We start from the raw sequence: 15,789 nt of genomic DNA on the forward strand, positions 1-15,789 counted from the left end.
CTCAAGGGGCGGTGCTGTTCCGATGTCCAGTGAAGAGAAACTGCTCGACCACCTGAAGTGGATGACCGGCGAACTGCGCCAGGCGAAGCAGCGGCTGAGCGAGTTCGAGTCGGACGAGCAGGAACCCCTCGCGATCGTCGGCATGAGCTGCCGCTACCCGGGCGGGGTCCGGTCGCCGGAAGACCTGTGGCAGCTGGTGGCGGACGGCGTCGACGCGATCTCGGGCTTTCCCGGCGACCGTGGCTGGACGGCGTCGCCCGAGTCCCTGCCACAGGGTGGCTTCCTCGACGACGTCGCCGGGTTCGACGCCGGGTTCTTCGGCATCTCCCCGCGTGAGGCGCTGGCCATGGACCCCCAGCAGCGGCTGCTGCTGGAAGTGTCCTGGGAGGCGCTGGAACGGTCGGGGATCAACCCGGAGACCCTGCACGGCAGCACCACCGGCGTGTTCATCGGGTCGAACGCGCAGGACTACCTCTCGCTCCTGAGCGGGGAAACCGAGTCGCTCGGCGGGTACCTGGCCACCGGGAGCTCGGCGAGCGTGCTCTCCGGCCGGATCGCCCACTCACTCGGCCTGGCCGGGCCGGCGGCGACCGTCGACACCGCCTGTTCGTCGTCGCTGGTCGCCCTGCACTGGGCCGGCCAGGCGTTGCGGCAGAACGAATGCTCGCTCGCACTGGCCGGTGGCGTGGCGTTGATGGCCACGCCCGGCGCGTTCTTCGAGTTCGGCAAGCAGGGCGGCCTGGCCGCCGACGGGCGCTGCAAGGCGTTCGCCGAAGCCGCCGACGGGACCGGCTGGGGCGAGGGCATCGGCGTGCTCGTCCTCGAGCGGCTGTCCGACGCCCGGCGCCACGGCCACGACGTCCTGGCCGTGGTCCGTGGCAGCGCGATGAACCACGACGGCGCCAGCAGCGGCCTGACCGTCCCCAATGGACAGTCACAGCAGCGGGTCATCCGGCAGGCACTGGCGAACGCGGGGCTGACCGCGGGCGAGGTCGACGTCGTCGAGGCGCACGGCACCGGGACGACGCTGGGCGACCCCATCGAGGCGCGCTCCCTGCTCGCGACCTACGGTCAAGGCCGGCCGGCCGACCGGCCGCTGTGGCTGACTTCGCTGAAGTCGAACGTCGGTCACACGCAGGCCGCCGCCGGGGTGGCCGGCGTGATCAAGATGGTCATGGCCATGCGGCACGGCGTGCTGCCGAAGACCCTGCACGCCAGCGAGCCGACGTCCCACGTGGACTGGGCGTCCGGCGCGGTGTCGCTGCTGAGCGAAGCGAAGCCCTGGCCGGTGTCCGGGACGCCCCGGCGGGCCGGGATCTCGTCGTTCGGGATGAGCGGCACGAACGTGCACGCCATCCTGGAGCAGGCGCCGCCGGCCGCGGAAGCCGCCGGGGAGTGCACGGCCGATCCCACCGTGCTCCCGTGGGTCCTCTCGGCGAAGTCGCCACGCGCGCTGGCCGCGCAAGCCGCCGGCCTGCTGTCCCGGCTGGCCGGATCCACCGCCGACCTCGCCGACGTGGGGTTCTCCCTGGCCACGACCCGCGCGGCACACGAACACCGGGCGGTCGTCGTCGGTGACGACCGGAGGACGCTGCTCGAGGGACTGGCCGCGCTCGCCGAAGACCGGCCCGCCGGGAACGTGGTGCGCGGCACGGCCGCCGACGACGCGCCGCTCGCGGTCCTGTTCTCCGGTCAGGGGTCGCAGCTGGCCGGGATGGGCCGCGAGCTGCACGAGACGTTCCCGGTGTTCGCCCAGGCCTTCGACGAGGTCTGCGCGGAGCTGGACCGGCACCTGGACCGCCCGGTGCGCGAGGTGGTCTTCGGCGAAGACGAGCTGCTCGACCAGACCGGCTACACCCAGGCGAGCCTGTTCGCGGTCGAGGTCGCGCTGTTCCGCTTGTTCGCCTCCTGGGGGGTGCGTCCGGACTACCTGCTGGGACATTCCGTCGGCGAACTCGCCGCCGCGCACGTCGCCGGGGTGCTGTCGCTGGCGGACGCCGCCCGGGTGGTCGCCGCCCGCGGCGCGCTGATGCAGGCGCTGCCCGCCGGCGGAGCCATGGTCTCCCTCCAGGCCACCGAGGCCGAGGTCACCCCGCTGCTCACCGGCCGCGTGTCGATCGCGGCGGTCAACGGCCCGTCGGCGGTCGTGGTCTCCGGCGACGAAGACGACGTGACGGCCATCGCCGCGCGGTTCGAAGCCCAGGGACGCAAGACCAAACGGCTGCGGGTGAGCCACGCCTTCCATTCACCACGGCTGGACGGCATGCTCGCCGACTTCCGGGCCGTGCTGGACACCGTGGAGTTCCGCGCGCCCGAACTGCCGATCGTGACGAACCTGACCGGTGAGCTCGCGACCGCCGAAGACCTGTGCGACCCGGACCACTGGGTGCGGCACGTGCGGGAAGCGGTCCGGTTCGCCGACGGGATCCGGTGCCTGCACGACCGCGGTGTCCGCACGTACCTGGAGCTCGGGCCCGGCGGGGTGCTCGCCGCGATGGCCGCCGGCACCGCGCCGGACGGCGTGTTCGTGCCCGCGCTGCGCAAGGACCGGGCGGAACCCGGCACCGTCGTGGCCGCGCTGGCCGAGGTCCACACCCAGGGCGTCCCCGTCGGCTGGGCGAAGTTCTACGCGGGCTGCCACCGGGTCGAGCTGCCCACCTACGCCTTCCAGCGGTCCCGCTTCTGGCCGGACCACCGCAGCCTGCCCGCCGGCGAAGCGGCCGACTTCGGCCTCGCCGCGGGCGGCCACCCCCTGCTCGCCGCCGCGGTCGGGCTGGCGCGAACCGACGAGTTCCTCTTCACCAGCCGGCTTTCCGTGGAGCGGCAGCCGTGGCTGGCCGACCACGTCGTCCACGGTTCGGTGCTCCTCCCGGGCACCGTGTTCGTCGAGCTGGCCCTGCACGTCGGTGCCTACACCGGCATGGAGGTGGTCGACGAGCTGACCCTGCACACCCCGCTCGTGGTGCCCGCGCAGGGCGGGGTGCAGCTGCAGGTGGAAGTGAGCGCGCCCGGCGAAACCGGCGGCCGCGCGCTCACGATGTATTCGCGCCAGGACGAAAATGCGCCGTGGACGCAGCACGCCACCGGTGTGCTGACCGCGGCGCCCGCCGGGACGCCGGCGCGCAGCGAAGCCGAAGTCTGGCCGCCGCCGGACGCGACCGCGATCGACGTCGGCGGCCTTTATGACGACCTGACCGCACGCGGGTTCGGCTACGGGCCGGTGTTCCGGGGCCTGCAGGCGGCCTGGCGCCGCGGGGACGAGCTCTTCGCCGAGGTCGCGGTGCCGGAGCCGGAGGTCGCCGGGTTCGGCGTGCACCCCGCGCTGCTGGACGCCTGCCTGCACGCGCTCGGCCTCGGCGGGGTGCTCGGCGAGCCGGGCGATGACGCCGGCGCCGGCGCGTGGCTGCCGTTCACCTGGGAGCGGGCCGCGCTCTACGCGACCGGAGCGTCGACGCTCCGGGTGAAGATCGCGCCGACCTCGCCGAACACCGTGTCGCTGGTGCTCGCCGACGGCGCCGGGGCGCTCGTCGGGACCATCGGTTCCCTGGTGCTGCGCCGGATCGAGGCGGAGCACACGGCAGCGACGACCGCCCCGGTCACGGACTCGCTGTACACGGTTTCCTGGGACGTCGTGGAGCCGTCTCCGGCCGAAGCCTCCGTGCGCCTCGCCGTGTGCGGCGCCGACGACTTCGGCCTGCCGGGCCCGGCCTTCGCCGATTTCGCCGCGCTCGGCCGTGCCATCGACGACGGCATGAGCACCCCGGACGCGGTCCTGGTCCGCTGCGCCGGGCAGAACCGCGGTGACCAGCCGGCCGACGCGGCCCACGCCTGCGTGCGCGAGGCCCTCGACCTGGCCCAGGGCTGGCTCGCCGACGAGCGCTTCGCCGAGTCGGCGCTGGTCGTCGTGACCACCGACGGCGCCGACGACCCGGCCACCGCGGCCGCCTGGGGACTGCTGCGCTCGGCGCAGACCGAGAACCCGGGCCGGTTCGTCCTGCTCGACACCGACGAGGTCACCGAGTCGTCGGTGCGGGCGGCCCTCGCCACCGGTGAACCGCAGCTCACCCGGCGCGCCGGCAGCTCGCGGGCACCCCGGCTCGCCCCGGCAGGCGCGGGCGGGTTCCCGGCCCCGCCGTCCGGTGGAACCTGGCGGCTGGGGAGCACGAAGCAGGGCGCGCTGGACGACCTGCGCCTGCTCGCCGCGCCCGAACCCGCGCCGCTGGCCGCCGGTGAGGTCCGCGTGGCCGTCCGCGCCGCCGGGCTGAACTTCCGGGACGTCCTGATCGCGCTGAACCTGTACCCGGGCCAGGCGTCGATGGGCATCGAGGGCGCCGGTGTCGTCACCGAAGTCGGCTCGGACGTCACCGACCTCGCGCCCGGCGACCGGGTGCTGGGCCTGCTGGCCGACGCGTTCGGCCCGACGGCCGTCGCCGACCGCCGCATGCTCGCCGCCATCCCGGATGGCTGGTCGTACGCCCGGGCCGCGTCGGTCCCGATCGTGTTCCTGACCGCCTACCACGCCCTGGTCGACCTCGCGGACCTGCGGCCGGGGGAGTCGATCCTCATCCACGCCGCCGCCGGCGGGGTCGGTATGGCGGCCACCCAGCTGGCCCGCCACCTCGGGGCCGACGTGTTCGGGACCGCGAGCACCGGCAAGTGGGACACGCTTCGCGCGTCCGGTCTCGCGGACGACCGGATCGCCTCGTCGCGGACCCTCGAATTCGAAGAGCGGTTCCTCGCCGCGACCGGTGGCCGGGGTGTCGACGTCGTCCTGGACTCGCTCGCCGGGCCCTTCGTCGACGCGTCGCTGCGGATGCTGCCTCGCGGCGGCCGGTTCGTCGAGATGGGCAAGGCGGACATCCGTGACGCCGACGTGGTCGCGGCCGCGCACGAAGGGGTCCGGTACCGGGCCTTCGACGTGATCGAGGCCGGGCCGGAGCGCATCGGCCGGATGCTGGCGGAAGTGCTGGCCCTGTTCGAAAGCGGCGCGTTGCGACCGTTGCCGGTCAGCACCTGGGACGTGCGCCGGGCGCCGGAGGCGTTCCGCTTCCTCAGCCAGGCCAAGCACGTCGGCAAGGTGGTGCTCACCGTGCCGGCGCCGCTCGATCCGGCCGGAACGATCCTCGTGACCGGGGGGACGGGCTCGATCGGCGCCGTCCTGGTCAAGCACCTGACCGAGCTGCACGGGGCCCGCAACGTCATCGTCGCCGGCCGCAGCGGCCCGACGGCGGAACTCGGCGAGGGCGTGCGGTTCGTGCCCTGCGACGTGACCGACCGGGACGCGCTGGCCGAGCTCATCGCCGCGATCCCGCCGCGGCACCCGCTGACCGCGGTGGTGCACCTGGCCGGGGTCCTCGACGACGGTGCCGTGCCTTCGCTGACGCCCGACCGGGTGGCTGCCGTGCTGCGGCCGAAGGCCGACGCGGCGTGGTACCTCCACGAGCTCACCCAGGACCTCGAGCTGTCGGCGTTCGTGCTGTTCTCGTCGACGTCGGGCGTCCTCGGCGCGCCGGGGCAGGGGAACTACGCGGCCGCGAACTCGTTCCTCGACGCGCTCGCCCGGCTGCGGCACGCCCGCGGCCTGCCGGCGACCGCGCTGGCGTGGGGCCCGTGGGGGCTGAGCGGCGGAATGCTCGACCCGGCCGGCGGCCGGCGGGTGCGGGGCAGCGGGTTCGTCCCGCTCACCGCGGCGGACGGCGTCGAGCTGTTCGACGCGGCGCTCCGGCACGACGACGCGGTCCTGGCGCCGGTCGTGCTGGACCTGGCCGCGCTGCGTGGCCGCGCCGAGGTGCCGGGCATCCTGCGTGGCCTCGTCCGGAAGTCGAACCGCCGGGTGGCGCGCTCCGCCGACGCGACGGGGTCGACCCTCGCGCAGCGGCTGCTCGCCCTCCCGGAGGACAACCGCGTCGCGACCGTGGTCGAGGTGGTGCGAACCCAGGCCGCGATCGTGCTCGGGCACACGTCCCCCGACGCGGTGAGCCCGGACCGGGCGTTCAAGGACCTCGGGTTCGACTCCCTGACCTCGGTCGAGCTGCGCAACCGCCTTGGCACCGCGACCGGGCTCCGGCTCCCGGCGTCGCTGGTCTTCGACCACCCGACCCCCGCAGCGCTGGCCGGCCACCTGCTCGCCGAGGTCGTCGGCCGCCGCAAGCAGCTCACGACGGCGAACCGGGGTCCGGTTCCCGACGACGACCCCATCGCGATCGTCTCGATGAGCTGCCGCTACCCCGGCGGCGTGCACTCCCCGGCCGAGCTGTGGCGCCTGGTCGAATCCGGTGGTGACGGCATCACCGGATTCCCGGCGGACCGGGTGCTGCGCCGGACCGAGGTGACCATCGCCGACGAGGGCGGTTTCCTCTTCGACGCGCCCGAATTCGACGCCGGTTTCTTCGGGATCTCCCCGCGCGAGGCGTCGGCGATGGACCCCCAGCAGCGGCTGCTGCTGGAGACGTCGTGGGAGGTCTTCGAGCAGGCGGGCATCACCCCCGCGTCGGTGCGCGGCGAACCGATCGGCGTCTTCGCGGGGACGTCGTCCTCGGGGTACGCGTCGGCGCTGCAGAGCACCTCGGCCGGTTATGAGGGCCAGGTGCTCACCGGGACGGCCGGGAGCGTGGTGGCCGGGCGGGTGGCCTACACCTTCGGCCTCGAGGGCCCCACCATGTCGGTGGACACGGCGTGTTCGTCTTCGCTGGTGGCGTTGCACCTCGCGTGCCAGGCGCTGCGTTCCGGTGAGTGCACCATGGCACTGGCCGGCGGGGTGACGGTGATGGCCGACCTCGGGATCTTCGTCGAGTTCAGCCGGCAGGGCGGGCTGGCTCCGGACGGCCGGTGCAAGCCGTTCGCCGAGGCCGCGGACGGCACCGGCTGGGGTGAAGGTGTCGGGGTGCTGCTCATGGAGCGGCTGTCCGACGCTCAGCGGTTGGGGCACCCGGTTTTGGCGGTGGTGCGGGGTTCGGCGGTGAACCAGGATGGTGCGTCGAATGGGTTGACGGCGCCGAATGGTCCTTCGCAGCAGCGGGTCATCCGGGCGGCGTTGGCGAGTGCGCGGTTGTCGGCCGATCAGGTCGACGCGGTTGAGGCGCACGGCACCGGGACCACTCTCGGTGACCCCATTGAGGCTCAGGCGTTGCTGGCGACCTACGGCCAGGACCGGGTGCGGCCGCTGTGGCTCGGCTCGATCAAGTCGAACATCGGGCACACGCAGTCCGCCGCGGGTGTGGCCGGTGTGATCAAGATGGTGCAGGCCATGCGCCACGGCGTCCTGCCGCAGACCTTGCACGTGGACGCTCCTTCGTCTCATGTGGACTGGTCGGCTGGTGCGGTGGAGTTGCTGACCGAGCAGCGGGAGTGGCCGGAGACCGGGCGGCCGCGGCGGGCTGGGGTGTCTTCGTTCGGGATCAGTGGCACCAATGCGCATGTGATCTTGGAGCAGGCGCCGGTGGTGGCGGAAACCCCGCCCCCCGCAGTGGTTTCGCCGGTGGTGCCGTGGGTGGTGTCCGCCCGGAGTGAGGCGGCGTTGGCGGCGCAGGTCGAGCGGCTGCGTTCCTTCGTCGGCTCCCATTCGGCTGTGGATGTCGGGTATTCCTTGGTGACGGGCCGGTCGGTCTTTGATCACCGCGCGGTGCTGCTGGGTGATGCCGAGGTTGCTTCGGGCTCGGTGGTGCCCGGCGGGCTCGGGGTGCTGTTCTCGGGTCAGGGTTCCCAGCGGGTGGGGATGGGCCGGGAGCTGTATGAGGCGTGCCCGGTGTTCGCCGAGGCTTTCGATGAGGTGTGTGCGGAGCTGGATCGGCATCTCGATCGTGGTGTGCGGGATGTGGTGTTCGGCGATGGCGCGCTGCTGGACCAGACTGTTTATGCCCAGGCCGGGTTGTTCGCGGTCGAGGTTGCGCTGTATCGGTTGGTTTCTTCGTGGGGTGTCAGCGCGGATTACTTGGCTGGGCATTCGATTGGTGAGTTGGCTGCGGCTCATGTGGCTGGTGTGTGGTCGTTGGCGGATGCGGCTCGGGTCGTGGCGGCACGCGGTCGGCTGATGCAGGCGTTGCCTGCCGGTGGGGCGATGGCGTCGATTCAGGCATCCGAAGCCGAGGTTGCCGCGGCGGGTGTCGAGGTGGCGGCGGTCAACGGGCCGACCTCGGTGGTGATTTCCGGGGCGCAGGCCGAGGTGGAATCGGTGGCGGCGCGGTTCGCCGCGGCTGGTGTGAAGACGACGATGTTGCGGGTCAGTCATGCGTTCCATTCGGTGTTGATGGATCCGATGCTGGCGGAGTTCCGGCAGGTCCTGGAGGGCGTGGAGTTCGGGGAGTCGACTCTGCCGATTGTGTCGACGGTGACCGGGCGGCTCGCCGAACTCTCCGAGCCCGGGTACTGGGTTGAGCAGGTTCGTCGGACCGTCCGGTTCGGTGATGCGGTAAGCACTCTGGCCGAGTTGGGTGTTCGGACGTATCTGGAGTTGGGGCCGGGCGGGACGTTGTCGGCGATGGGCGCGGATACCGCGTCCGAGGCGGTGTTCCTTCCGGGGCTGCGCAAGGACCGTGACGAGGTCCGGACGCTGATCACCGCGCTGGCGGGCGTCTACGTGCGAGGCGCCGAAGTGGATTGGGTGCCGTTCGTGGCGGGTGGGTCGCGAGTGGAGCTGCCCACTTACGCCTTCCAGCACGAGCGGTACTGGCCTGACATGACGGCTCTGGAGCAGATCGATGCCGCGGGTCTGGGGTTGCTGCCCGGCGACCACCCGCTCTTGAACGCCGGCCTCCGGGTTGCCGGCTCGGATTCGTTCGTGTTCACCGGTCGGCTTTCCCTGGAGAGTCACCCGTGGCTGGCCGAGCACGTGGTCTCCGGCGTAGCGCTGCTGCCGGGCACCGCGTTCGTGGAGCTGGTGCTGCACGCCGGCGAACGGGTCGACACCCCGGTGATCGACGAGCTGACCTTGCGGGCGCCGTTGCAGCTGGACTCAGGTGTGCTCTTGGCGTTGCAGGTGGTCACCGGCCCGGCCGGGCCGGACGGGCACCGTCAGGCGACGGTCTACTCCCGCCCCGCCGACCACGACGACACGCCGTGGATCGAGCACGCCACCGCCACCCTCACGCCCGCGAGCGTCGCTGGTGGTGGCGGGTTGGCGGAGTGGCCGCCGTCGGGTGCGGAAGTGGTGGACGTGTCCACGTTGTACGACGATCTGGCGTCCGCCGGTTTGGATTATGGGCCGGTGTTCCGGGGTGTGCGGTCGGTGTGGCGTGCCGGGCAGGACGTGTTCGCCGAGGTGGCGCTGCCCGAGCAGGCCCGCGACGACCGGTTCGGGATCCACCCGGCGTTGCTCGACGCTGCCCTGCACGCGATCAGGTTTGTGCCCGGAGTGCCTGGTGGGTTGCCGTTTGCGTGGTCGGGAGTGTCCTTGGCCGCGGCCGGCGCCACGGTCGTGCGGGTGCAGCTCACCGCCACCACCAGTGGGACACGGTTGCTGCTGAGCGACACCACGGGTGCGTCGGTCGCCCGGATCGAGTCCTTGGTGTTGCGGGAGCCTGCTGCTCCGGCGCAGGCCTCGGTGCTCGGCCGTCACGACGATCTGTTCACGGTGACTTGGAGCCCGGGGCCTGCCTCGACCGGCGCGGTGGTGCACACGGTTCTGGACACGGCCGACGCCGCGGGGGAGTGCGCGGTGTGGGTGCTGGGTGAGCTGCAGCAGTGGCTGCGGTCCAGCTCGGCCGAGGAAGTCCTGGTGGTGCTGACCCGGGGTGCGGTCGACATCGGCGACGGCCGGGGTGTGTCCGACTTGGCGGGTGCGTCGGTGTGGGGTTTGGTTCGGGCGGCGCAGTCGGAGAATCCGGGTCGGATCGTGCTGATCGACTCCGACACTGCTTCGGTGGAGGCATTTGTTGGTGGTGAGCCGCAGGTCGCGGTGCGTGAGGACCAGGCTTGGATTCCTCGTCTGACTCGGGTGTCCGCCGTCGAGGCTGATGTCGAGCTGTCGGGCACGGTGCTGGTGACCGGTGGCGGTGGTGTCGGTGGGGTGCTGGTGCGGCACTTGGTGACCCGGCACGGGATCCAGCGTGTGGTGTGGGCGTCCCGCCGGGGTGCTGACGGTGCGGGTGTGGGTTCGCTGGTGTCGGAGATGGCCGAGTTCGGGGCCGTTGTTGAGGCGGTGGCTTGTGATGTCACCGATCGGGACGCGTTGGCTGGGGTGATCGACGGTATCGGGTCGGAGTATCCGTTGACCGGTGTCGTGCACACGGCGGGTGTTCTTGATGACGGGGTGATTACGTCGTTGACGCCGGAGCGGATGCGGACGGTGTGGGGTCCGAAGGCGGATGCGGCGTGGTATCTGCACGAGTTGACCCAGGACCTGGAGCTGTCGCTGTTTGCGGTGTGCTCCTCGGCGGCCGGGATCTTGGGGTCGGCCGGGCAGGGCAACTACGCGGCGGCGAACGCGTACCTGGATGGACTGATCCAGTACCGGCGGAGTCGGGGACTGCCGGGTCTGTCGCTGGCGTGGGGGCCGTGGGCCGAAGTCGGCATGCTCGCCGGTAGTCAGCAGCCGGCGCGGATGATCGCCGCCGGGCTGCCGCCGCTTGGTGCAGCGGCGGGTGCGGAGCTGTTCGATCGCGCGCTCGGTTCGGGGCGGGCGTTGGTGGTTCCGATGGGGCTGGATGTGTCTCGCTGGCGGGAGCGTGCTGCTACCGAAGAGATTCCGCCGGTGTTGCGTGGGTTGGTTCGTGCGCCGGTGCGGCGGGCTGCGCAGGCTGATGCCACTCTGCTGGCTCGGGTGCGGAACCTGTCGGCGGAGGAGCGGACTGCCTGGGCGACGGATTTGGTTCGTGTGCAGGTGGCGTTGGTGCTGGGGCATGCTTCGCCGGAGTCGGTGGGGTTGACGCGTCCGTTCACGGAGCTGGGGTTTGACTCCTTGACTGCGGTGGAGCTGCGGAATCGGCTGGGCACGGTGACGGGGTTGCGGTTGCCGGCGACGTTGGTGTTCGACTACCCGACTCCGCATGTTCTGGCCGAGTTCCTGATCGAGGAACTCGCGCCCAGTACGTCCGCCGCGGTCGCGGCGGTGGTGTCGTCGGTGGTGGACGAACCGATCGCGATCGTGGGCATGAGCTGCCGTTACCCCGGCGGGGTCGATACCCCGGATCAGCTCTGGGACCTGGTGCACTCGGGCGGGGACGGAATTTCCGGCTTCCCGACCGATCGTGGCTGGGACGTGGAACGTCTCTACAGCACCGACGGTGACGATGAGGGTCGTTCTCTGACGCTGGAGGGCGGTTTCCTCTACCAGGCCGGGGATTTTGATCCCGGCTTCTTCGGGATCAGCCCGCGTGAGGCGCTGGCGATGGACCCCCAGCAACGGCTACTGCTCGAAACGGCGTGGGAGGCGATCGAATCCGCCGGTATCGATCCCGGGACGTTGCGCGGTAGCCGGACCGGGGTGTTCGCCGGTCTGATGTACCACGATTACGCGACGTCGCTGGTGTCGGTGCCTGACGGGGTGGAGGCGTTCCTCGGTGTCGGGAACTCCGGCAGCGTCCTTTCGGGCCGGGTGGCATACACGCTGGGGTTGGAAGGTCCGGCGGTGACGGTGGATACGGCGTGTTCGTCGTCGTTGGTGGCACTGCACTGGGCTATCCAGGCGTTGCGTCAGGGCGAAGCGACGATGGCCCTGGCCGGTGGGGTCACGGTGATGGCCACCCCGGGGACGTTCGCGGAGTTCAGCCGTCAACGTGGGTTGGCTGGTGACGGGCGTAGTAAGTCCTTTGCTGAGTCGGCCGACGGTACGGGGTGGGGCGAGGGTGTCGGCATGCTGCTGGTGGAGCGGCTGTCCGACGCCCGGCGGCTCGGACATCCGATCCTGGCGGTGGTGCGGGGTTCGGCGATCAACCAGGACGGTGCGTCCAACGGCCTGACGGCACCGAACGGGCCCTCGCAGCAGCGGGTGATCCGTGCTGCGTTGGCGAGTGCCCGGTTGTCGGCTGACGAGGTCGACGCGGTGGAAGCGCATGGCACGGGGACCCGCCTGGGTGATCCGATCGAGGCGCAGGCGTTGCTGGCGACTTATGGGCAGGGGCGGGAGCGTCCGTTGTGGCTGGGTTCGATCAAGTCGAATATCGGGCATACGCAGGCGGCGGCGGGGGTCGCGGGGATTATCAAGATGGTGCAGGCCATTCGTCATGGTGTGCTGCCGCGGACGTTGCATGTTGATCAGCCGTCGTCGCACATCGATTGGGAGTCCGGTGCGGTTGAGCTGCTGACTGAGCAGCGGGAGTGGCCCGAGACCGGCCGGCCTCGGCGGGCTGGGGTGTCGTCGTTCGGGATCAGTGGCACCAACGCGCACGTCATCCTCGAGCAGGCGCCGCCGGTGAGCCCGCGTGCCGCGGGGGCGTCGCCGGTCGGTTCGGGGCTGCCGTGGGTGCTCTCGGGCAAGACCGAGGCGGCCCTCGCCGGGCAGGCCGAGAAGCTCTTGTCCTACGTGGACAGTGCGGATCTCCACGATGTGGCGTACTCGCTGGCGACCGGCCGTTCGCGGTTCGAATTCCGGGCGGCGATTGTCGCCGGGGATCGGGACGGGATTCGGGCTGGGCTGGAGGCGATCCGTGACGACCGGGCGGTGCCGGGTGTGGTGCGGGGGACTGCGTCGCAGTCGGTGCGTCCGGTGTTCGTGTTCCCGGGTCAGGGTGCGCAGTGGGTCGGCATGGCGACGGGGTTGCTCGAGTCCTCCGCCGTGTTTGCGGCGGCGATGGCCGAGTGTGAGCGGGCGTTGTCGAAGTGGGTGCCGTGGTCTCTGACCGAGGTGCTCACGGACCCGGAGATGTTGGCGCGGGTTGATGTGGTGCAGCCGGCCTTGTGGGCGGTGATGGTCTCCTTGGCCCGGCTCTGGCAGTCGTGTGGTGTGCAGCCGGCCGCGGTGGTGGGGCACTCCCAGGGCGAGATCGCCGCCGCGTGCGTCGCGGGTGCGTTGTCCCTCGAGGACGGCGCCAAGGTGGTTGCGTTGCGGTCGTTGGCGATCCGCGCGCTGGCCGGTGGCGGGGGAATGGTGTCGGTCGCGTTGCCGGCCGGTGAGCTCCCGGACTGGGCCGGGGTGGCGGCGGTGAATGGTCCCGGGTCGGTGGTGGTGTCGGCGGATCCGGCCGGGGTGGAGAAGATCCTGGCGTGGTGTGACGAGCGAGAGGTGCGTGCCAAGCGGGTCGCGGTGGACTACGCGTCGCATTCTCCGCAGGTGGAGGAGTTGGAGAAGGAGCTCGACACCGTGCTGGCGGGGATCAGCCCCCAGGCCGGGGCGGTGCCGTTCTACTCGACGCTCACCGGGGACCTCCTCGAAACGACTGAACTGGACGCCGGTTACTGGTACCGCAACCTCCGCAACCCGGTGCTGTTCCACAATGCGACGGAGGCGTTGCTGGCTCAGGGACACACGGTGTTCCTGGAGATGAGCCCGCACCCGGTGCTGACGATGGCGCTCAATGACACCTTCGACGCCGCCGGCAGTGACGCGGTCGCGTTGGGGACGTTGCGACGTGACCGCGACGAGGCCACTCAGTTCCTCACCGCGCTGGCGCACGCCCACACCCACGGCGTCAGCCCGGACTGGAAAACCCTCGGCCACGGCAGGCACGTCGACCTGCCGACCTACGCCTTCCAGCACGAGCGCTACTGGCTGGAATCCGCCCCGCCGCGGCCGGAATCCGTCGACACCCGGTTCTGGAACGCCGTTGCCCACCAGGACCTCGACTCGCTCACCGGCGGGCTGGACGCAGCGGAAGCGGAGACGCTGCGGGCGGCGCTGCCGGCGCTGACCTCGTGGCACCGCACCAGCCAAGGGCAATCCACAGTGGACTCGTGGCGTTATCGGGTGGAGTGGGCACCACTCGCCGAGGAGGCGAAGCCGGACCTCGACGGAACCTGGCTCGTGGTGGTGCCGGCCGGTCTGCCGGACCACGAAACCGTGGACGGCTGCGTACGCGGTCTGGCGGCACACGGCGCGAACGTGCGGACGATCGAGGTCGCCGGGGACCGCCCGGCGATCGCCGCGCACCTTCGTGACGTGGTCGCCGGGGACGAGCTCGCCGGGGTGCTGTCGTTGCTCGGGCTCGACACCCGCCCGCACCCGCTGTGCGAAGCGGTTCCGCTGGGCGTGACGGCGACGTTGAGCCTGGCTCAGGCGCTCGACGACGTCGGGATCGGCGCGCCGCTGTGGTGCGTCACCCGGGGTGAGCGGGACGCGGTGGCCGCCGGTTGCGGGCCCGCGCAGGTGTGGGGCGTCGGCCGGACCATCGCGCTGGAACGGCCCAGCACCTGGGGTGGCCTTGTCGACCTGCCGGACGGCGACCTCGACGAGCGGGCGATCGACCGGCTGTGCGCCGTTCTCGCGGGCGACAGCGGCGAAGACCAGGTCTCGGTGCGGCCGGAAGGGGCGTTCGGGCGCCGGCTGGCCCGCGCTCCCCGGAGGGGCGCACCGGCGCGCCGGTGGACGCCCGAAGGCACCGTGCTGATCACCGGTGGCACCGGCGCGCTCGGCGCGCACGTCGCGCGGTGGCTGGTGCGGCAGGGCGCGCGGAACCTCGTGCTGGCCAGCCGCAGCGGTGCCTCCGCTCCCGGCGCCGCCGAGCTGCGGGCCGAACTCGGCGCGGACGGCGCGGACGTGCGCGTCGTCGCGTGCGACTTCGCCGATCGTGCTCAGGTGGAACGTCTCGTCGAGGAGCTGGCCGCGGACGGCAACCCGGTGAAGGCGGTGGTGCACACGGCCGGTGTCACCGCCACGACTGCGTTGTCGGAGCTCGGCGAAGGCGAGTTCTGCGACGTCGTCGCGGGCAAGGTCGCCGGTGCGATCCACCTCGACGAGCTGCTCGGCGGCTCGGTCGACGCCTTCGTCCTCTTCTCCTCGATCGCGGGGGTGTGGGGCAGTGCCCGGCAGCCGGCCTACGCCGCGGCGAACGCGGCCTTGGACGCCCTCGCGGCCGGACGGCGGGCGAGGGGGCTGACGGCGACGTCGGTCGCGTGGGGTTCCTGGGCGGACGGCGGCATGTCCGACGGCGACGTCGGCGCGCAGCTGCGGCGCCTCGGGCTGCCCGCGATGGCGCCCGAGCTCGCCGTGGTGGCCCTGCAGCAGGCGATCGACCACGACGAGCACTCGGTCGTGCTGGTCGACGTCCAGTGGCCGCAGTTCGCCAGGGCGTTCACCATGCTGCGGCCGAGCCCGTTCCTCGGGGACCTGCCGGAAGTGCGGGAAGCACTCGCCGACGGCGACGGCGCAGCGAAGGCCGGCGACGGCGAGGTGGCGACCGCGTTGATCCGCCGGCTGGGCCCGCTGCCGCCCGCCGAACAGGAACAGCTGCTGCTCGAGCTGGTGTGCGAGCGGGCCGCGACGGTGCTCCAGCTCGGCGCGGCGACCGCCGTGCGGCCGGGGCGGGTGTTCCGCGAGCTCGGCTTCGACTCCGTCACCGCGATCGAACTGCGCAACGACCTCGCCACCGCGACCGGCCTGCGGCTCCCGGGTGCGCTCGTGTTCGACCACCCGACACCCAAGGCCCTGTCCGGGTTCCTGCGGACCAAGCTGTTCCCCGACGCGGGGGAAACGGGCGACGCCGTGACGGAAAAGACCATCCGGGGCGCGCTGGCCACGATCCCGCTGGCCAAGTTCCGCTCCGCCGGCGTGCTGGACATCCTGCTGAAACTGGCGGATTTGCCCGACAGGGCCGACGTCGCGGCCGAAGGCGGCGAAGGTGACCTGATCGACGAAATGGACGCCGACGACCTGATCCAGATGGCGTTGGGCGACAACATCTCATGACGACGTGCCAAGTG

General features: G+C 71.8%; 1 protein-coding gene. It reads left to right on the forward strand.

Annotated features, from left to right (window positions below; all coding sequences use genetic code 11):
- Positions 1-22 precede the first annotated feature (22 nt).
- Positions 23-15,775, forward strand: coding sequence for a type I polyketide synthase (locus ACLJQE_RS24435; protein WP_410641655.1), 15,753 nt, complete (start codon positions 23-25; stop codon positions 15,773-15,775).
- Positions 15,776-15,789 lie beyond the last annotated feature (14 nt).

The sequence above is a fragment of the Amycolatopsis sp. lyj-346 genome (assembly GCF_046548975.1).
Lineage (GTDB): Bacteria > Actinomycetota > Actinomycetes > Mycobacteriales > Pseudonocardiaceae > Amycolatopsis.

Excerpts from the sequence above, each read along its gene's own strand:
- ACLJQE_RS24435 (WP_410641655.1), top strand. The coding sequence starts at position 23 with ATGTCCAGTGAAGAGAAACTGCTCGACCACCTGAAGTGGATGACCGGC.